An 18,329-nucleotide genomic window follows, 5' to 3' on the forward strand; every position below is an offset into this window, starting at 1 on the left:
CGATTCCATTCAGTTTCGGTTCACCTGCCGGGCGCCATGGTCCGTGCACTGACAGGCTGGAGGCTGGCTCCACTATCCGGAGCCGTCCAGCCCTGAAAGGGGACCGGGGGGTCCGTTGAGCGCGTTTTTGAGGAAGGGCGCCGGCTATCCGCTGGCGGCTGGTGGATTTCTTTGTGTCTGGGCGGTCCTGTGCTGGCCCTGGCTGTCGGGCGCGGTGACCATTCCGTTCGACGCCAAGGCCCATTTTCAGGCACAGATCCAGTTCCTGGCGCAGGCGCTGCACTCGGGGCAGTCGCCGTTCTGGACGCATAACGTCTTCGGCGGCTCGCCGCAGGTGGCCGACCCCCAGTCGCTGATCTTCTCGCCGGCGCTCATCCTCGCGCTGCTGACGCCTTCGCCGAGCTTCCGCGCGGTCGATGCCTATGTTCTGGCGCATCTTCTGGCGGGCGGGCTGGCGCTGATGATGTTCTTCCGCGACCGCAACTGGCATCCCGCCGGCGCGCTGCTGGCGGCGCTGGTCTTCGCCTTCGGCGCCTCTGCCGCCTGGCGCGTGCAGCATGTCGGCCAGATCGCAAGCCTTGCCTTCTTCGCGCTCTCGTTCTGGCTGACGGCGCGCATGCTGCAGCGCTCGTCGATGCTGACGGGGGCCTTTGCGGGCTTCGCGGCCGGGCTGATGGTTCTGGAGCCGGACCAGGTGGCGCTGCTCGGTGCCTACATTCTGATCGGCATGGTCGTCGGACATTGGCTCTCGGGCGGCTGGGCCGCCCTGCGTGCGAGCCTGCCTGCGATCGGCGTGGCGAGTGTTGTGGGCGCTGCGACCATTGCCCTGCCGCTGATCTGGACCTGGCTTTTCGCGGAGGCGACGACGCGACCGGCGATCGACCTCACTGAGGCGGGCCGCGGCTCGCTGCATCCTGCGTCGCTGCTGACCGCCTTCTTCGGCGACCTCTTCGGCGCGCAGGACCCCAAGGTCGATTTCTGGGGGCCCTACAACAATCCGAACTGGGCCAAGGAGCTGTTCCTGTCACAGAACATGGGGCAGGTCTATTTCGGGGCGCTGCCGGTGCTGCTGCTGATCGCGCCCGGCCTGACTCGCGGCTGGCTCTGGGACAGGGCGGTGCGGCCACTGACGTTGCTTTTCGCCTTCATGGTGCTGTTCGCGCTCGGTCGCTATACGCCCGTCTTCGACCTCGCCTATGACTACCTTCCCGGGGTCAAGGTCTTCCGGCGTCCGGCCGACGCGACCTTTCTAGTCGGGGCCCTCGGCGCGCTCCTGTCCGGTTATGTGCTGCATCGCATCCTGACGGCGGAGCCGGGCGTCTCGTTCCGGCGCGATCTGCTGGTGGGCGCCGTCGCCGTTCTGCTGATCGCGGGCGTAGCGCTTCTGGTCTCGCAGGGCGCGGGCCATCTCGGTGATGCCGGAAAGCCGGTCGCGTTGGCGCTGGGCTGGTTCCTCGCAGCCGGTGCCGTCGTGCTCGTGCTGCAGCGCTGGCGGGGTGCGATCGGGCCGGTCGCTGCCGCCATTCTCGTCACCGGCGTCGTTGCCGCCGATCTCGGCGTGAACAACGGCCCCAATGATTCAACCGCCTTGCCGCCGCAGCTCTATGACGTGCTCCGCCCGGAGACGCATAACGAGACGGTGGCCGTGCTGAAGCGGTTGACCGCCCAGCCGGCGGGCTCGCCGCGTCGCGACCGTATCGAACTGCTCGGCATGGGCTTCGAGTGGCCCAATGCCGCGATGGTCCACGGCTTCGACCATACGCTTGGCTACAACCCCCTCCGCCTGGCCGATTTCTCGGAGGCCGTGGGTACGCGCGACGGCATCGCCTCGCCCTCCGAGCGCAAGTTCACGCCGCTGTTCTCGTCCTATCGTTGTCGCCTAGCCAATGTGCTGGGGCTGCGCTACATCGCCTCGCCCGTGCCGATCGAGCAGGTCGATCACGCGTTGCGCGATGGCGACCTCAGGCTGATCGCGCGGACGAAGGACGGCTATGTCTACGAGAACCCACGCGCCCTGCCGCGCGTGCAGTTCGTCGGTGGCTGGGAACTCGCCGATTTCGACGGCATGAAGCAGAGCGGCAGCTGGCCGGAGGTCGATCCGCGGCAGGCCGTGCTGCTCGAGGTCGAGCCGCCGCTGGCGACGCCCGAGGGGCCGGTCGCAGCGAAGGCCGACGTGAAGCTGAGCCGCTACGAGAACACCGAGGTCGAGATCGAGGTCACGGCGGCGGCCGCCGGCTTCGTCGTGCTCAACGACACCTGGCATCCCTGGTGGCGGGCCGAGGTCGACGGCGTGGAAGCCGAAATCCTGAAGGCCAATGTGCTGTTCCGCGCCGTGCAGGTGCCAGCCGGCACCCACAAGATCCGCTTCAGCTTCCATCCGATCGCAGGCGCGCTGGCCGAATTGCGCGAGCGGGTCAGCCCGGCGCCGGTCGAGGAGGATGAGCCGCTTCCGCTGCCGCCGCTGCCTGAGGAGCCGCTGGTCGCGCAGACGGGCACGCTGCTGCCTTCCATGCTGGCCGGGCCGTCGCAGGCGGTGCGGGATTCCCTGCGCCTCGGCCCGGCGCCTGCGGTTGCGATCCGCGACGTGATGTCCTCGGCGCAGGTTCACTGACCGCACCGGCCTCTGACCTGGGCGGGAGGCCGGGCGTTCTTGTCGCTCAGGCGCCCGTCTCGGCGACGAGGCCGGCCGCCGCGATCCCTGCCAGAGCTGCCGCCTCGTCATTGTCGGAGGTGTCGCCGGAGATGCCGATCGCGCCGAGGACGGCGCCGCCGGTATCGCGGATCAGCACGCCGCCCGGAACGGGCACCAGCGAGCCGCCGACGGCATGGGTCGCGGCCTCGATGAAGTAAGGCCGCTCGAGCGCCATCTTGTGCAGCGCGCGCGAGCCGACGCCGAGCGCGACCACGCCATGGGCCTTGCCGAGCGCAATCTCGGCGCGCTTCAGGCTGGTGCCGTCCTGCGCAACCAGGAGTTTCTGCGCGCCACGCGTATCGAGAATGGCGACGGCCAGCGGCTTGAAGCCGGCGTTGTCGGCATGGGCGAGGGTGGCGGACATGATGGCTTGGGCCTGGGCGAGTGTCAGCATGGTGCGCTCCGGTTGATCTGCGGTCAGAGCTTGTGCCAGCCCGCGCGCTGCGGCGAAAGGCGGCCGTCGCAGAAGGAGTTTACGCGAATCTGCACAATGGCCTCCGCGCCGATGCCAAAATTCGATCGATCACGTTTCATGTCTTGCGCTTGTCGTTGCGACAGGGGTTGATGGGCATCCCAACGGATGGAGGAAACGCCATGGGTCTGTTCAGTTTCATCAAGGAAGCCGGGGCCAAGATCTTCGGCTCGAGCTCGGCCAAGGCCGCGACCGCGGATGAGTTGCAGAAGGAATTGGCCGGCCATGGCCTTCCGTCCGACGTTTCGATCTCGGTCGACGGCGACAAGGTGAAGGTCTCCGGGAAGGCGATGTCCACCGAAGAGGCCGAGAAGATCATCCTGGCGCTGGGTAATACGGCTGGTGTCGCCTCGGTCGAGTCCGAACTGGCCGTCACCAAGGAGGTCCCGGCCGCCGTATTCTATACCGTGAAGAAGGGCGATACGCTCTGGAAGATCGCGGAAGAGCATTATGGCAAGGGCCAGGGCGCGAAATACACCGAGATCGTCAAGGCCAATACGCCGCCGGTGAAGAACCCCGACCTGATCCAGCCCGGCTGGGTGCTGCGGATTCCGCCGAAGGTCTGAGCCGACGGGCATCGAGCTCAGCGCAGTGAGACAGCCGCGTCCTTCGGGGCGCGGTTTTTTCTGGAGGAGGGCCGGCTCACGCCAAGGGTGTCGCCGGCGGGGCCTTGACGATAATGGTTGCCTCGGCAACTATCTGACTCGACCGTCGGTGAAAAGAAGCGAGCATGAATGTCCGTGGCGGAACTCCGCCGCCCGTCATGCTATCGTTCGCAATGCGGCGGAGCAGCCTTTCCCCGGTGGGGCAGGCGTTCAAAGAATCGCGCAGGCGAGATCCTCGGGAGGGAAGCCATGACATTCGATCGTCGTCGATTTCTGACATGTGCCGGTTCGGCTGTCGCCGCACCGGCCGTGATGCGCGTGACGCGCGCTAATGCGCAGGAGGTGACGCTCAGGATGCATCACTTTCTGCCGCCGGTCGCGGTCGGCCATGCCAAGTTCCTCAAGCCTTGGGCCGACAAGGTCGCGGCCGAGTCGAATGGCCGCATCAAGATCGACATCTTCCCTTCGATGCAGCTCGGCGGCACGCCGCCGCAGCTTTTCGACCAGGCCCGTGATGGCGTCGCCGATCTGGTCTGGACGCTGCCGGGCTATACGCCGGGGCGGTTCCCTGGCCTCGAGGCGTTCGAGTTGCCCTTCGTCGCCAATAAGCGGGCGTTGCCGAATTCGCTGGCCCTGACCGACTACGCCCAGCAGAATTTGAAGGACGAGCTCAAGGATGTGCAGCCGATCTGCCTGTGGGCGCATGATCACGGCCTGATTCATGCCAACAAGCAGGTGAAGACGATGGAGGACCTCAAGGGTCTGAAGCTGCGCTTCCCGACGCGGCTCGCCGGGGAGGCGCTAAAAGCGCTCGGCGCCAATGCGATCGGCATGCCGGTGCCGCAGGTGCCGGAATCGCTCGCCCAGCGCGTCATCGACGGCTGCGTCGTACCTTGGGAGGTCGTGCCGTCGATCAAGGTCCAGGAGCTGGTGAAGTATCACACCGAGATCCCGGGATCGCCGACCTTCTATGTCGCGACCTTCGTGCTGGCGATGAACAAGGCCAAATACGAGGCGCTGGCGCCCGACCTGAAGGCCGTTATCGATCGCAACTCGGGAGCGACCGCTGCCGCCATGGCAGGCAAGGTCTGGGACGAGCAGGCTGTCATCGTGTCCGACATGGTGCGCAAGCGTGGCAACACGATCACCGTGATCGAGGAGGCGGAAGCCGCGCGCTGGCGCAAGACCACCGAGCCGGTGATCGAGAGCTGGCTGAAGACGACAAAGGAGAAGGGGCTCGACGGCGAGAAGCTGCTCGCCAGCGCGAAGGCTGCGCTCGCCAAGCATGAGAAGGCGGCCTGACCGACAAGATGGCAAGCACAGGGGAGGAGATCGCACCGTCCGGCTTCGACCGGGCGGTGAAGGGGGTGGCGCTGCTCGGCGGCGCGCTGCTGATCGCATTGTCGGCGGCGGTGGTGGTCAGCGTGACGCTGCGTAGCGACCTCGTCGGCAGCGCCGGGGTTCCCGGCGATTTCGAGCTGGTGCAGATGGCGACCGCCATCGCCGCCTTCTGCTTCCTGCCCTGGTGCCAGCTCAAGCGCGGCAACATCTTCGTGGACACCTTCACGCTGAAGCTGCCGCAGCGCTGGCAGCACCGCATCGATGCCACCTGGGACATCGTCTACGGGCTGGTGATGGTGCTGATCTCCTGGCGGCTCGCGGTCGGAGCGCGTGCGGCCTATGCCACGGGCGAGAACAGCATGGTCCTGCAGGTGCCGAGCTATCTGCCGATCGCGCTCTGCTCGGCTCTCGCCGCGCTCGTCGCTGCGGCGGCGGCCGTCAGTGCGCTGCGCCTGCTGAGGGCATCGGCATGAGCGGTTTCTCCATGGCCATTGCGGGCTTTGTGGTGATGCTCGCGCTGATGGCGCTGCGCCTGCCGATCGGCCTCGCCATGATGCTGGTCGGCGGCGTCGGCTACGTCCAGCTCAACGGGCTCGACCCGTTCTTGAACTACATCCGCACCACGCCCTACCAGATCTTCGCCAACTACACGCTCTCGGTGATCCCGCTCTTCGTGCTGATGGGCGCCTTCGCCGAGCGCTCGGGGCTCGCGGGCGACCTGTTCAAGGCGGCGTCCGCCGTCGTCGGGCATCGGCGCGGTGGGCTCGCCATGGCGGTGATCGGGGCCTGCACCGGCTTCGGCGCGATCTGCGGCTCGGCAGTCGCGACGACGGCGACCTTCGCCCGCGCCGCGCTGCCGGAGCTGCGACGCTACCGCTACGATCCGGGCTTTTCCTGCGGCGTGGTGGCGGTCGGCGGCACGCTGGGCATCCTGATCCCGCCCTCGGTCATCCTCGTGGTCTATGCGATCTCGACCGAGCAGAACATCGCCAAGCTGTTCAAGGCGGCGCTGATCCCCGGCCTGATGGCGGCGGCCTTCTACTGCATCACGATCGCGCTGATGACGCAGCGCGATCCGGAACTCGGGCCGGCGCAGCCGCGCGTCGCCTGGCGGGAGCGTGTGCGGCCGCTGCTCGGCATCATCCCGGCCATGGCGGTGGCCTTCGTCGTCGTCGGCGGCATCTATGGCGGCGTGTTCACGCCGACGGAGGGGGCTTCGGTCGGCGCCTTCGTGATGCTGCTGATCGGCGTGCTGCGCGGCACGCTCGGCGCCTCCGGGATCGGCCAGGCGATCCTGCAGACGGCTGAGACCTCGGCGATGATCTTCGCCATCCTGCTCGGCGCGGAGGTGTTCAACGCGTTCCTGGCGCTGACGCAGGTGCCGACCGCCGCGGCCGAGATGATCGCCGCCGCGGGCTGGGCGCCCCATACGGTGCTGGTAGGGCTCCTGCTGTTCTACATCGTGCTCGGCGGCGTCATGGACGAGCTCGCCATGATCCTGCTGACGCTGCCCGTGTTCTTCCCGATCGTGACCGCGCTCGATTTCGGGATGCCGCCGGACGACGTCGCGATCTGGTTCGGCATCCTCGTGCTGATCGTCGTCGGCATCGGCATGACCTGCCCGCCGATCGGGCTCAACGTCTTCGTCGTGTCGTCGCTGGCGCGCGACGTGCCGGTGACCCGGATCTATCGCGGCGTTCTGCCTTTCGTTCTGTCGGATGTCGTCCGTCTTGGCATCGTGGTGGCGTTTCCGGCCCTCACGCTCTATCTGGTAAAGCTGCTGGACTGAGAGCGCTGGAGCTGCCGCATTGACCGTGAACGATCTCAACATCGAAGCCGTCAAGGCCGGGCTTTCAGACGGCTCCATCCTCATCGTAGACGTCCGCGAGCCGCATGAGTTCGCGGCCGGCCATATTCCGGGCTCCGTTTCGCGCCCGCTCTCGCGCTTCGACCCCGCCGACCTTCCCAATGAGCCCGGCAAGCGGATCGTGATGTCCTGCGCCGCCGGCGTGCGCTCGCTGCGGGCGCTCGAATTCGCGCAGTCGGCCGGTCTCGACATCGACAGCCACTATCTCGGCGGCTTCCGCGACTGGGTGATGCAAGGCGAGCCGGTCGAGCACTGACGATTCCCTTATCGTCTCTCCGCCTTGCGTAGGGCGCATCGCGGCACGCCGCTTGCCGGGGCTGACGCGACCTTGATCCTGATCCAGTCTTTCATTCGAGCTATCTGAAGGAAACGCGACCATGCGCCCCATGAAATTCGGATTTGGACAGCCGGTGCGCCGGGTTGAGGACCATCGCCTGACCACCGGAACGGGCCGCTATACGGACGATACCGCCGTCGAAGGCGCGCTGCACGGCTTCGTGCTGCGCTCGCAATATGCCCATGCGACCTTCAAGATCCGCGACAAGGACACCGCCCGCGGCATGAAGGGCGTCAAGCTGATCCTGACCGGCGAGGATGTCGCCCATCTCGGCGACCTGCCCTGCAAGGGGCTGATCAAGACGGTTTCCGGCGAGATGGTGAAGCCACTGCCCGTGCCGGTTCTGCCGACCGACACGGTTCGCCATGTCGGCGAGGCCGTCGCCTTCATCGTCGCCGAGACGCTGGCTCAGGCGCGCGACGCGGCCGAGGCGATCGACATCGAATGGACGGCGCTGCCCTCCGTCACCGGCATCGAGGAGGCGCTCGACCCGAAGGCGCCGCAGGTCTGGCCCGACCGGCCAGGCAATGTCGCCTTCGAGGCGGAGCAGGGCGACAAGGCCAGGACCGAGGCCGCCTTCGCCAAGGCCGACCGCACGGTTTCGGTGACGATCGTCAACAACCGCCTCGCCTCCAACTACATGGAGACGCGCGCCTGCATCGCCGAATACGACAAGGCCGAGAAGCGTTGGACGCTGACGCTCGGCAGCCAGGGCAGCCACGGCACGCGCGACCTGCTCGCCAACTACGTCCTCAAGGTCGATCCCAAGCGCATCCGCGTGGTCACGCCCGATGTCGGCGGTGGCTTCGGCACCAAGATCTTCCTGTATCGCGAATATCCGCTGACCATGGTCGCGGCCGAGAAGCTGAAGCGGCCGGTGCGCTGGGTCGCGGACCGCACCGAGCATTTCCTCGCCGACACCCATGGCCGCGCCAACCTCGCCACCGCGACGATGGCGCTCGACAAGCGCGGCAAGTTCGTCGGCCTCAAGGTCGATCTTGCGGCCGAGATGGGCGCCTATCTCTCGCAGTATGGGCCCTTCATCCCCTGGGTCGGCACCACGATGACGCCGGGCTGCTACAACATCCCGGCGGTGCATGTGCGCTTCCGCGGCATCCTGACCAACACCATGGCGGTCGACGCCTATCGCGGCGCCGGCCGGCCCGAGGCGGCCTATCTGATCGAGCGGCTGGTCGACGCCATCGCGCGCGATACGGGCAAGACGCCCGATGCCGTGCGCGCGCTGAACTTCGTCAAGCCGGGCGAGATGCCGCACAAGACGCAGACAGGGCCGGTCTATGATTCCGGCGAGTTCGAGGGGCATATGCGCCGCGCCATGGACGTGGCCGACTGGAAGGGCTTCAAGACCCGTCTGAAGGCCGCCAACAAGGCCGGCAAGATCCGTGGCATCGGTATGGCCAGCTATATCGAGGCCTGCGGCGGCGGCGGCCCCGAAAGCTCGACGGTGATCCTCGAAAAGGACGGCATGGTCACCGTGCTGATCGGCACGCAGTCGAACGGGCAGGGGCATGAGACGGCTTATTCGCAGCTCGTCTCGCAGCATCTGGACATCCCGATGGACCGCATCCGGGTCGTCCAGGGCGATACCGACAAGGTCGAGACCGGCTCGGGCACCGGCGGCTCGCGCTCGATTCCGGTCGGCGGCGCGGCGCTCGACAAGGCGACCTCGATCCTTTCCGACAACCTGAAGCAGCTCGCCTCCGAGAAGCTGGAAGCGGGCGTCGGCGACCTCGAGATCGCCGATGGGGCCGTGCGCGTCGTCGGCACCGACAAGGCGCTGGACCTCGCCGCGATCGCGGCGCTGCCGGGCGCGACGCCTGCCATGCTCAAGGTGCATCAGAGCTGGCAGCCGCCGGAGGCGACCTATCCGAACGGCACCCATATCTGCGAGCTGGAGATCGATCCGCAGACCGGCGGTACCGAGATCGTCAACTATGTCGTGGTCGATGATTTCGGCATGACGCTGAACCCGATCATGCTGCAGGGGCAGGTCCATGGCGGCGCGGCGCAGGGCATCGGCCAGGCGCTGATGGAGGAGATCAAGTTCGATTCCTCCGGCCAGATGCTGACGGCGACCTTCATGGACTATGCGCTGCCGCGCGCCGTCGACGTGCCGAACTTCCATTTCGAAACGCGCAATGTCCGCTGCGTCACCAACGCTCTCGGCGTGAAGGGTGCGGGCGAGGCGGGGGCGATCGGCGCCTGTCCGGCGGTCATGAACGCGATGGTCGATGCGCTCGACCGCGCCGCCGGCATCAAGGCGATCGACATGCCGGCGACGCCATTGAAGGTGTTCAACGCTCTCAAAGAGGCCGGGTATCAGCTTTGATGCAAGATTGGATTTGCTCCAATGCAAATCTCAATCGCGTGAGGATGGCTTGGCAGTCGTGTGAAGCTGTTGTGATCTGGAACGGTTCCAAAAGGGGCCGTTCCGCGCCCCGATTCCCTAGGGGTGATTGAATGAAGCGCACCGCTTTCGTGCTTGCCGGCCTCGTGCTCGGTCTATCCGCTGTTGTGGTCCAGGCCGATCAGATCGACGATCGAAAGGCCGCGATGAAGACGATCGGCGGTGCGACCGGACTCGGCGCCAAGATCGCCAAGGGTGAGGAAGCCTTCGAGCCAGCCAAGGTGCAGGGCATCTTCAAGACCTATGTCGAGGCGAGCAAGAAGTTCGAAGGCCTGTTCCCGGCCAGCGCCAAGACGGGCGACACCACCGCCTCGCCGAAGATCTGGGAGGACCAGGCCGGCTTCAAGGCGGCGCTCGCCAAGTTCGAGAGCGATGCGACCGCAGGCGCGACAGCTGCGACCGATCTCGCCTCGTTCCGCACCGCCTTCGGCAATGTGACCAAGAATTGCGGGGGCTGCCACGAGACCTATCGCATCAAGAAGTGACTTCGGCGCGGGTTCGCCCGTTGCCTGATCGTGACGGGAAGCGGGCGCCAGCAATGGCCGCCCGCTTTGTCGTGGACGGGAGCTTTCAGGCTCGCTTCGCGTTATCAAGAAACCTCGTGCCCGCAAGTCGGCGCCGAGCGGGTGAGATCGGGAGAAAATCGACATGCTGCGCCTGCGCCGTCTGCTGGTCACTCTGGTCCTGCTGGCGGCCGTGGGATTCGGGGGCTTCTATGTCCTGACCGATCCGCGCATCGTCTCGCCTTCTCCGGAGATCGGCGCGCTCGCCGCTCCCGACATCGAGAACGGCCGGCTGCTCTTCGCGGCCGGCGGCTGCGCTTCCTGCCACGCCACGCCGGGCCAGGACGACAAGCTCAGGCTCGGCGGCGGGCTGGCGCTCGGCTCGCCATTCGGCACCTTCCATGCGCCCAACATCTCGCCCCATACCCGCGACGGCATCGGCAATTGGGGCGTGCAGGATTTCGTCGATGCGATGGCGGCGGGCGTCTCGCCGAAGGGGCAGCACTATTATCCGGCGTTTCCCTACACATCTTACCGGCTGATGCCGCCCACGGCACTGGCCGATCTCTTCGCCTATATCCGTACGCTGGCGCCGGTCGAGGGGCGTGCTCCGGCGCATGAGTTGCCGTTCCCCTTCAACATCCGCCGCGTCGTCGGCGGCTGGAAGCTGCTCTTCTTCCAGGGGGCCTCCTTCGTGCCCGATCCGAGCAAGAGCGAGGCCTGGAACCGCGGCGCCTATCTGGTCAATGGTCCCGGCCATTGCGCCGAATGCCACTCCAGCCGCAATGAGCTCGGCGCTATCGTCCAGGCGACGCGGTTTGCCGGCGGGCCTGATCCGGAGGGCAAGGGCTGGGTTCCGAACATCACGCAAGCTCCAGATGCGCTCGGGAAATGGTCGAAGGAGGAGATCGCGGAACTGCTGAAGACCGGCTTCACGCCGGGCTTCGACAGCGTCGGCGGTACGATGGCGGCGGTGGTGCGCAATATGGCGCAGCTTCCCGATGCCGACCGGCTGGCGATGGCGGAGTATCTGAAGTCGCTGCCGGTGGTGCAGGGGCCGGCGCGCCCGGCGAAGACCGGGGGCTAGGGCGATGGCCCGATCGCAGCCTCGCGGTGGCGCTTGAATCCTTGCAGGGCGGTTGCTTGCGGGGCGGTTCCTTGTCGGCCCAACTCCTCACGCCTTCGCTCTGTGAGCTATCTCACATTCCTTGCGGGCGGGAACGCATATGGCTCACGCGCTGGCGAAGCGAGGAGAGCGCAATATGGCACTGTCATATGAGGAGAGGGTCGAGCATTTCCGGCGCAGGGAGGTGGAGCGAGCGCGGCGTGCCGGCATGTCCGCCTACATCCTCAACGAGGACGGCAGCGTGATCCGGGTTTCGCCGGATGGACAAAGGGATCTGATTGTCGTGCGAGGCGGACGCCGGCAGATCAAGCCGATCGAGTGCGCAGCGTCGGGATTGTAGATGTGTCGGGCTGCGCCGTGGACCGGGCTCCCTGAACTGCGTCGGAGCCGGCTACCGGCCCCCGCGGCCTATTCCATCACCGCCGCCTTGAGGATGCAGACCATCAGCGCGGTTCCGGGCTGTTCGCCGACGCAGCGGACGACATGGCGGCGGTCGCAGCGGTAGCGCAGGGTCTCGCCCGCCTTGGCGCGCTGGATGATGTCGCCGACCTCGACCTCGAATTCGCCGGAGGTGACGGAGAGGGATTCGATCGAACCGCGCTGGTGCCCCTCGGAATCGAGCTCGCCGCCCGGCTCCGACTGGACATCGTACCATTGCAGCCATTCGACCGTCTTGATCCAGCCGACGATGGCGAGGCGGAGCTTGCCGTCCTCGGAGACGAGGATGGGGGTATCGGCGCGGGCGGTCTTCTCGATGAAGGGCTCTTCCTCGCCGCTGGAGAGCACGCGCTCGATCGAGATGTCGAGGGCCTGCGACAGGCGCCAGATCGTCGCCAGCGTCGGATTGGTCTCGTTGCGCTCGATCTGGCTGATGATCGACTTGGCGACGCCGGACTGCTCGGCAAGCTCCGAGAGCGAGAAATTATAGGCCTTGCGCAGGCGTTGGATCGTCTTGCCGAGCTGGCCCGAGATGACCTGAGCCCCGGATTCGAGCTCGCGCCCGCCACGCTCTTTCGTCTCGATACCCATTCTGCCCAGCCTGCCTCACATGCGATGTCGTTTGCGTTAGCGAACGATCGTTTGTCTCACCGGACAATGCGCTTTCCGCGGCTCCGGAGCAAGCCGCGACTGTTGCAGTGCGCACAAGACGGAGGGCCGTCGGCGACCTTCAAGTGGCGCGGGTCGAGCCGACTTCACGCTGCTCACGCTTGAGCAGGCCGAGGCGATGCTCGCGCAGGATGACATAGATGCCCGAGGTGATGACGATCGTGGCGCCGATCAGGATCGTGCTCGCCGGCCATTCGCCGAACAGGAACCAGCCGATGATGACCGCCCAGATCATTGTCGAGTATTCGAAGGGCGCGATCAGCGAGGCGTCGCCGAAGCGATAGGCCTGGACGAGCAGGATCTGGCCGAGGCCGCCGAGGATGCCGATTGTGACCAGCAGGGCCGCGTCCTGAAGATCGGGCATGCGCCAGCCGAAGGCGATGGTGGCGAGGCCGAGCGCGCTGGTCAGCAGCATGAAGTAGAAGACGATGGCGCCGGTCGGCTCGGTCTTGGTCAGCAGGCGCACCTCGATCGAGGCGAAGGCCGAACAGACGGCGCCGGCCAAGCCGAATGCGGCGCCGAGCGCCGGCCCTGTCTGGAGCCCGCGCGCGAGAGTGCCTCCCGTCAGATGCGGCGAGAGCATGATCAGGACGCCGATGAAGCCGATCGTCACGGCGCTCCAGCGATAGATCCGCACGCGCTCCTTGAGCACGAGCGCCGCCAGCACGACGACCGCGAGCGGCGCGGTGTAGCCGAGCGCCACGGCATCGGAGAGCGGCAGGAACTGAAGCGCGGCGAAGCTGAAGAACATGCCTCCCGAGCCGATCACGCCGCGCTTCATATGGCCGCGCAGATTGCTCGTCTTGAGCGCGCCCGGCAGTTCGGAACGCCAGGCCAGCCAGATCAGCAGCGGAATCAGCGCGAAGAAGGAGCGGAAGAAGACGAGCTCGCCCGTCGGATAGCGCGCCGCGATCGACTTGATCCCGGCAGCCATCAGCGTGAAGGCCAGCGCCGAGATCAGTTTCAGGCTGATGCCAAGAAGAGGGGACAACGGACCGGCGCGGTGGGAGGACGAGGCGACGACCGTCGTCGCGAAAGGGCGGTCGTTAGAACACGTCCAGTCGCGCTCTCAAAGCGTGAAGGGTGCAACCCCGATAGGCGGCCCGCGGGAGGCGGGCCGCCTATCGGAAACCGGCTCAGAAATTGCCGCGGAACGCCCCGCCGTCGATCAGGAAGTTCTGCCCGGTGATGTAGCCGGCATGGGCGCTGGCGATGAAGGCGCAGAGCTTGCCGAACTCGTCGGCCTCGCCGAATCGTCCGGCCGGGACATCGGCGCGGCGCGCCTTCGCGATCTCCTCCACGGTCATACCCTTGATCGCGGCCATCTTGGTCAGCCCGCCCTTCAGCCTGTCGGTGTCGAACATGCCGGGCAGGATGTTGTTGATGGTGACGTTGGCGTGGGCGACCTCGCGCGCCACGCCGGAAAGAAAGGCGGTGAGCCCGGCGCGGGCGGCCGAGGAGACATCGAGGCCCGTCAGCGGCGTCAGGACGCTGGCCGAGGTGATGTTGACGATCCGCCCGAAGCGCCTGGCGATCATGCCGTCGACGACGCGCTGCACCAGTTCGAGCGGCGTCGCCATGTTCTGGACCACGCCTTCCAGCAGCGCTTCGCGGGATACATCGCGAAACGGTTTCGGCGGAGGCCCGCCATTGTTGTTGACCAGGATGTCGGGCTCGGGGGCTGCCGCGAGCAGGGCGTCCTGCCCGGCGCGGGTCGAAACGTCGGCAACGACGGTGAGAACCGTCGCGCCGGTGCTGGCACGAATCTGGCTCGCGGTCGCCTCGAGAGTCGCGCCGTCGCGTCCGTTGATGACGACGGTGCAGCCGGCTTCGGCCAGCGCCTGTGCGCAGCCGCGGCCAAGACCCTTGCTGGAGGCGCAGATAATGGCCGTGCGGCCGGAAATTCCCAGATCCATGGCTTTTCTCCAAAGGCTTCGCGCCTTGAACCGCAGACAGACCACGGATCGCTGGTTCCGTCATCAAAGCGCAACGCAAATCAGACACATGCCGGACGCATCGCAACAGGACGGGCGGGCTGGCATGGGCGACGAGGACGACGCGAAGCAGGTTCGCAGCATCTTCATCTCGGATCTCCATCTCGGCACGCGCGGGGCGCAGGCGGATCTCGTCCTGGAATTCCTGCGCGCCTACGACGCGCCGCAGATCTACCTGGTCGGCGACATCATCGACGGCTGGCGGCTGAAGAGCGGCTGGTACTTCCCGCAGACGCATAACGACGTCATCCAGAAGCTGCTGCGCAAGGTCCGCAAGGGCTCGAAGCTGATCTACGTGACCGGCAATCACGACGACTTCCTGCGCGACTTCACCGGCCTGCAGTTCGGCGGGATCACGCTGGTCGACGAGGTCATCCACGAGACGGCGGACGGCAAGCGCCTGCTCGTCATCCATGGCGACCTGTTCGATCTCGTGGTGCGCAATGCCAAATGGCTCGCCCTGCTCGGCGACTGGGCCTACACAATCGCACTGGCCTCCAACACGGTGGTCAACAAGGTGCGCCGGCTGCTCAACCTGCCGCACTGGTCGCTCTCGGCCTGGGCGAAGAACAAGGTCAAGAACGCGGTCAACTATATCGGCGAGTTCGAGACCTGCCTCGCCGCCGAGGCGCGCCGCCACGAGGCGGACGGCGTCGTCTGCGGCCACATCCACCATGCCGCCTTCCGCGAGATCGACGGGCTGACCTACATCAATACCGGCGACTGGGTCGAAAGCTGCACCGCCTTCGTCGAGCACCATGACGGGCGCTTCGAGCTGATCCGCTGGCCGCAGGGTCGTCTCAAGGGCGAGGCCCCCGTTCCCGTCGTCGTCCCGGCGCGGCCCGTGCCCGTGCCGGCGCTGGTCGAGGCCGCCTGATGCGCGTGATGATCGCGACGGATGCCTGGCGTCCGCAGATCAACGGCGTCGTGCGCTCGCTGGAGCGGATGGCGGAAGCCGGGCCCGATTTCGGGGTCACACCCAGAATGCTGACGCCGGAAGGGTTCGCGCAGGTCGGCCTGCCGAGCTATCCGGACATCCGTATCGCCTTGACGACGCAGCGCGCCTTGGCCGAGCGGGTCGCCGATTTCGGGCCGGACCATATCCATATCGCGACCGAGGGGCCGATCGGCTGGCTGACGCGGGCGGTCTGCCTCGCCCAGAAGCGACCGTTTACGACGAGCTATCACACCCGCTTCCCGCAATATGTCGCGGCGCGCTGGCCGATTCCGGAAAGCTGGAGCTACGGCTTCCTGCGCCGCTTCCATGGACCTGCCGCGGCCGTGATGGTCTCCACCGCCTCCGTCGAGGCGGAACTGCGCCAGCACGGTTTCGAGAAGATCGTGCGCTGGGGGCGCGGCGTGGATCTCTCGCTGTTCCATCCGCGGCCGCAGAGCGTGCTCGACCTGCCGCGCCCGATCTTCCTCAGCGTCGGCCGCGTCGCTGTCGAGAAGAACCTCGATGCTTTCCTGTCGCTGCGGCTGCCGGGCAGCAAGGTCGTGGTCGGGGACGGGCCGGCGCGGGCCGATCTGCAGCGCGCCTTTCCCGATGTCACCTTCCTCGGCACGCGCGAGGGCGAGGATCTGGCGGCGATCTATGCGTCCTCGGACGTCTTTGTCTTCCCGAGCCTGACCGACACCTTCGGCATCGTCCTGCTGGAGGCGGCGGCGAGCGGGCTGCCGGTGGCGGCCTTTCCGGTGCAGGGGCCGAGCGACGTCTTCGCGGGCAGCGGGGCTGCGGTGCTGAACGAGGATCTGCGGACCGCCGCGCTCCAGGCGCTGCGCGTCCCGCGCGAGATCTGCCTCGAGCTTGCGGCCAGCCATAGCTGGCGGCGCAGCGCGGCTCAGTTCTACGGCCATATCCGGCAGGTCGTCAGCCAGCATGCGGGCCGGATGCCGCGCAACGGGGCGGCCGTGGCGCCGCCGCCCGGCGTCACAGCCTTCGCGAACGCGCGTGTCGCGGAAGAGCCGGGGCCGAGGCATCTGCCGGCTTGAGCTCGGCGCGGAAGGCATCGCGTCGTTCATGCACCGAGGCGATGACGAAACCCATCGGCACGCCGAGCCCGACGAGCGCCGCTTCCGATAGCTGCAGGCTCGCCTCGATGGTCTCGGGCACGGCGTCGTTGACGCCGATCTTGTAGAGATGGCGTGCGTGGGATGCGTCCCGCGCACGCGCGACGATGACGAGATCGGGGCGCAGGGTGCGCGCCGCCAGCACGGTGGCGTCCACCGCGCGCTGGTTGTCGATCGTCACGATCAGCGCCGTCGCCTCGTCGAGGCCGCATAGCCGCAGGAAATCCAGCTTGGTGGCGTCGCCATAGAAGGCCGGCCGCCCGGCCCGGCGCTGGGCCGAGATCAGCGAGGCGTCGGAATCGATCACGATATAGGGCTTGCCGTGCTCCTCCAGCATGCTGCCGACGAGCTGGCCGACACGGCCGCCGCCGACGACGATGGCGCGGGCGGAATGATCGTCCGGCGGCAGCACCTTGGCCTCGTCGGGCAGCATGATTGGCACGGTGAGCTTCAATGTCAGAGCGCGGGCCATGCGTGCCAGCAGGGGGAGCGCCACCATGGTCAGCGAGACGGCGGCGAGGACGAGGCTCGCGGGCTCCTGTGCGAGCAATTTCGCTGCGACGGCGCCATTGAGCAGCACGAAGGCGAACTCGCCACCGGGGCCGAGCATGATAGCGGTTTCGAGCGCGGTCGCCTTGGACAGGCGGAAGAGGCGGGCGAGCCCGAAGACGAGCAGCGATTTCGCCGCGAACAGGCCGACCGCGATGCCCAGGATGGCGAAGGGATGGGCGGCGAGCTGCGCCGGATCGACGCTCATCCCGACGGTGAGGAAGAAGACGCCGATGAGGAGGGACTTGAACGGCTCGATCGTCACCTCGATGGCGCGCCGATACTCCGTCTCGGCCAGCAGCAAGCCGGCGATGAAGGCGCCCAGGCCCATGGATAGGCCGGCCGCCGCCGCGATCATCCCCGTGCCGAGCGCGATCAGCAGCGTCGCGGCCATGAAGCTCTCGGAGGAATCGGTCGAGGCGACCAGGCGGAACAGCGGCCGCAGCGCCCGCCCGCCGACCAGCACGATCGCGGCGATGGCGGCGAAGGCCTGCATCAGGGCCTGGGCGAGGCCGGCCAGCAGCGAGCCTCCGCCATTTTGCGCGCCGAGCACGCTGACGAGGAAGAGCAGCGGGACGACCGCGATGTCCTGGCAGATCAGGACGGCGAAGCTTGCGCGCCCGGCGGAGGAGGTCATGCGCTTCTTGGCGGAGAGAAGCTCGACCACCATCGCCGTGGACGACAGGGCGAGGCCGAAGCCGATGATCAGGGAAGCGGCGGCCGGTTGGCCCAGCGCATAGGCGACGCCGCCGATGGCGCCCGCCGACAGCGCGACCTGGCCAAGCCCCAACCCGAAGACCAGGCGGCGCATCGTCACGAGGCGCTCGAAGGAGAGTTCGAGCCCGATCACGAAGAGCAGGAAGGCGACACCCAGCTCGGCCGGGCCCGCAAGAGCCTCTCGGCTGGAAACGGTGATCGTGCTGAGCAGCGGGACGGAGGAGACGAGGCCGCCGAGCCCGAACGGGCCGAGAGCCGCGCCGCAGGCCATGAAGGCGACGACCGAGTTGATCCTGAGGCTCTTGGCGAAAGGCACGATCACGCCCGCCGTCGCGAGCACCACGGCAGCGTCCTTGTAGACGGAAGGGTCGACGGTTCCGGCCAAGGCGGCGCCTTACGATTCGAGAGGATGAAGGATTCGGCGACTGTGCGGTTTCGCTCGCGTCAACACAACCTTCGTCGTGCCTGCCGCGTCGAAATTCGCCTTTCGTCCTGAGACGTTAGCCGGGTCGGCTTGCGCC

17 protein-coding genes are annotated in these 18,329 nt (G+C 67.1%); 12 read left to right on the top strand and 5 right to left on the bottom strand.

Features of this window, described 5'->3' with window-relative positions:
- Positions 1-115 precede the first annotated feature (115 nt).
- Positions 116-2,611: a hypothetical protein gene (locus tag AC1RMY_RS07170; RefSeq protein ID WP_492863260.1), complete on the top strand. Its 2,496-nt coding sequence runs from the start codon at positions 116-118 to the stop codon at positions 2,609-2,611.
- A gap of 46 nt (positions 2,612-2,657) precedes the next feature.
- Here AC1RMY_RS07170 and AC1RMY_RS07175 read toward each other — a convergent pair whose 3' ends face one another.
- Positions 2,658-3,086 carry a GlcG/HbpS family heme-binding protein gene (locus AC1RMY_RS07175; RefSeq protein WP_492863261.1) on the bottom strand — a complete coding sequence of 143 codons (429 nt, stop codon included), beginning with the start codon at positions 3,084-3,086 and terminating at the stop codon, positions 2,658-2,660.
- 200 nt (positions 3,087-3,286) lie between these two features.
- On the opposite strand from AC1RMY_RS07175, the gene lysM reads away from it, so the two are divergent.
- From lysM to AC1RMY_RS07220, 9 genes are all read left to right on the top strand, one after another.
- Entirely contained in the window at positions 3,287-3,730 is a 444-nt protein-coding gene (gene lysM / locus AC1RMY_RS07180) for a peptidoglycan-binding protein LysM (protein WP_492863262.1), read from the top strand.
- A 393-nt stretch (positions 3,731-4,123) separates the two neighbouring features.
- Positions 4,124-5,071, top strand: coding sequence for a TRAP transporter substrate-binding protein (locus AC1RMY_RS07185; RefSeq protein ID WP_492863263.1), 948 nt, complete (start codon positions 4,124-4,126; stop codon positions 5,069-5,071).
- Positions 5,072-5,079: 8 nt separating this feature from the next.
- Complete coding sequence (locus AC1RMY_RS07190) at positions 5,080-5,583, top strand: TRAP transporter small permease (RefSeq protein ID WP_492863264.1); 504 nt, start codon at positions 5,080-5,082, stop codon at positions 5,581-5,583.
- On the top strand, positions 5,580-6,899 hold the full coding sequence (locus AC1RMY_RS07195) for a TRAP transporter large permease (RefSeq protein ID WP_492863265.1): 1,320 nt from the start codon (positions 5,580-5,582) through the stop codon (positions 6,897-6,899). Before AC1RMY_RS07190 ends, AC1RMY_RS07195 begins: the two co-directional genes overlap by 4 nt.
- A gap of 19 nt (positions 6,900-6,918) precedes the next feature.
- On the top strand, positions 6,919-7,233 hold the full coding sequence (locus AC1RMY_RS07200; protein WP_492863266.1) for a rhodanese-like domain-containing protein: 315 nt from the start codon (positions 6,919-6,921) through the stop codon (positions 7,231-7,233).
- Positions 7,234-7,354: 121 nt separating this feature from the next.
- Positions 7,355-9,664 carry a xanthine dehydrogenase family protein molybdopterin-binding subunit gene (locus AC1RMY_RS07205; protein ID WP_492863267.1) on the top strand — a complete coding sequence of 770 codons (2,310 nt, stop codon included), beginning with the start codon at positions 7,355-7,357 and terminating at the stop codon, positions 9,662-9,664.
- A 131-nt stretch (positions 9,665-9,795) separates the two neighbouring features.
- The gene (locus AC1RMY_RS07210; protein ID WP_492863268.1) at positions 9,796-10,227 is read left to right on the top strand and encodes a c-type cytochrome; all 432 of its coding nucleotides are present in this window, start codon (positions 9,796-9,798) and stop codon (positions 10,225-10,227) included.
- A 163-nt stretch (positions 10,228-10,390) separates the two neighbouring features.
- Positions 10,391-11,332, top strand: a complete 942-nt coding sequence (locus AC1RMY_RS07215; protein ID WP_492863269.1) for a c-type cytochrome — start codon at positions 10,391-10,393, stop codon at positions 11,330-11,332.
- A gap of 175 nt (positions 11,333-11,507) precedes the next feature.
- Complete coding sequence (locus AC1RMY_RS07220; RefSeq protein ID WP_492863270.1) at positions 11,508-11,711, top strand: hypothetical protein; 204 nt, start codon at positions 11,508-11,510, stop codon at positions 11,709-11,711.
- Between the two features lie 68 nt (positions 11,712-11,779).
- Here AC1RMY_RS07220 and AC1RMY_RS07225 read toward each other — a convergent pair whose 3' ends face one another.
- From AC1RMY_RS07225 to AC1RMY_RS07235, 3 genes are all read right to left on the bottom strand, one after another.
- Positions 11,780-12,400, bottom strand: a complete 621-nt coding sequence (locus AC1RMY_RS07225) for a helix-turn-helix domain-containing protein (RefSeq protein ID WP_492863271.1) — start codon at positions 12,398-12,400, stop codon at positions 11,780-11,782.
- A gap of 139 nt (positions 12,401-12,539) precedes the next feature.
- Positions 12,540-13,469, bottom strand: coding sequence for a DMT family transporter (locus tag AC1RMY_RS07230; protein ID WP_492863272.1), 930 nt, complete (start codon positions 13,467-13,469; stop codon positions 12,540-12,542).
- 145 nt (positions 13,470-13,614) lie between these two features.
- On the bottom strand, positions 13,615-14,394 hold the full coding sequence (locus tag AC1RMY_RS07235) for an SDR family oxidoreductase (RefSeq protein WP_492863273.1): 780 nt from the start codon (positions 14,392-14,394) through the stop codon (positions 13,615-13,617).
- A 124-nt stretch (positions 14,395-14,518) separates the two neighbouring features.
- Between AC1RMY_RS07235 and AC1RMY_RS07240 the strand changes: the two genes are divergently transcribed.
- Together AC1RMY_RS07240 and AC1RMY_RS07245 are read left to right on the top strand one after the other, a co-directional pair.
- Positions 14,519-15,349 (top strand): UDP-2,3-diacylglucosamine diphosphatase, encoded by an 831-nt coding sequence (locus tag AC1RMY_RS07240; RefSeq protein WP_492863574.1) that lies wholly within the window; start codon positions 14,519-14,521, stop codon positions 15,347-15,349.
- Positions 15,349-16,464 (top strand): glycosyltransferase family 4 protein, encoded by a 1,116-nt coding sequence (locus AC1RMY_RS07245; RefSeq protein WP_492863274.1) that lies wholly within the window; start codon positions 15,349-15,351, stop codon positions 16,462-16,464. Before AC1RMY_RS07240 ends, AC1RMY_RS07245 begins: the two co-directional genes overlap by 1 nt.
- Here AC1RMY_RS07245 and AC1RMY_RS07250 read toward each other — a convergent pair.
- Positions 16,403-18,193, bottom strand: coding sequence for a cation:proton antiporter domain-containing protein (locus tag AC1RMY_RS07250; RefSeq protein WP_492863275.1), 1,791 nt, complete (start codon positions 18,191-18,193; stop codon positions 16,403-16,405). The two genes, AC1RMY_RS07245 and AC1RMY_RS07250, sit on opposite strands and share 62 nt — an antisense overlap.
- Positions 18,194-18,329: the final 136 nt, after the last annotated feature.

Source organism: Allobosea sp. GW822-FHT03F07 (assembly GCF_058801345.1).

Coding starts and splice junctions, on each gene's coding strand:
- AC1RMY_RS07175 (WP_492863261.1), bottom strand. CDS start 3,086: ATGCTGACACTCGCCCAGGCCCAAGCCATCATGTCCGCCACCCTCGCC.
- lysM (WP_492863262.1), top strand. CDS start 3,287: ATGGGTCTGTTCAGTTTCATCAAGGAAGCCGGGGCCAAGATCTTCGGC.
- AC1RMY_RS07185 (WP_492863263.1), top strand. CDS start 4,124: ATGCATCACTTTCTGCCGCCGGTCGCGGTCGGCCATGCCAAGTTCCTC.
- AC1RMY_RS07190 (WP_492863264.1), top strand. CDS start 5,080: ATGGCAAGCACAGGGGAGGAGATCGCACCGTCCGGCTTCGACCGGGCG.
- AC1RMY_RS07195 (WP_492863265.1), top strand. CDS start 5,580: ATGAGCGGTTTCTCCATGGCCATTGCGGGCTTTGTGGTGATGCTCGCG.
- AC1RMY_RS07205 (WP_492863267.1), top strand. CDS start 7,355: ATGCGCCCCATGAAATTCGGATTTGGACAGCCGGTGCGCCGGGTTGAG.
- AC1RMY_RS07210 (WP_492863268.1), top strand. CDS start 9,796: ATGAAGCGCACCGCTTTCGTGCTTGCCGGCCTCGTGCTCGGTCTATCC.
- AC1RMY_RS07215 (WP_492863269.1), top strand. CDS start 10,391: ATGCTGCGCCTGCGCCGTCTGCTGGTCACTCTGGTCCTGCTGGCGGCC.
- AC1RMY_RS07220 (WP_492863270.1), top strand. CDS start 11,508: ATGGCACTGTCATATGAGGAGAGGGTCGAGCATTTCCGGCGCAGGGAG.
- AC1RMY_RS07225 (WP_492863271.1), bottom strand. CDS start 12,400: ATGGGTATCGAGACGAAAGAGCGTGGCGGGCGCGAGCTCGAATCCGGG.
- AC1RMY_RS07235 (WP_492863273.1), bottom strand. CDS start 14,394: ATGGATCTGGGAATTTCCGGCCGCACGGCCATTATCTGCGCCTCCAGC.
- AC1RMY_RS07240 (WP_492863574.1), top strand. CDS start 14,519: ATGGGCGACGAGGACGACGCGAAGCAGGTTCGCAGCATCTTCATCTCG.
- AC1RMY_RS07245 (WP_492863274.1), top strand. CDS start 15,349: ATGCGCGTGATGATCGCGACGGATGCCTGGCGTCCGCAGATCAACGGC.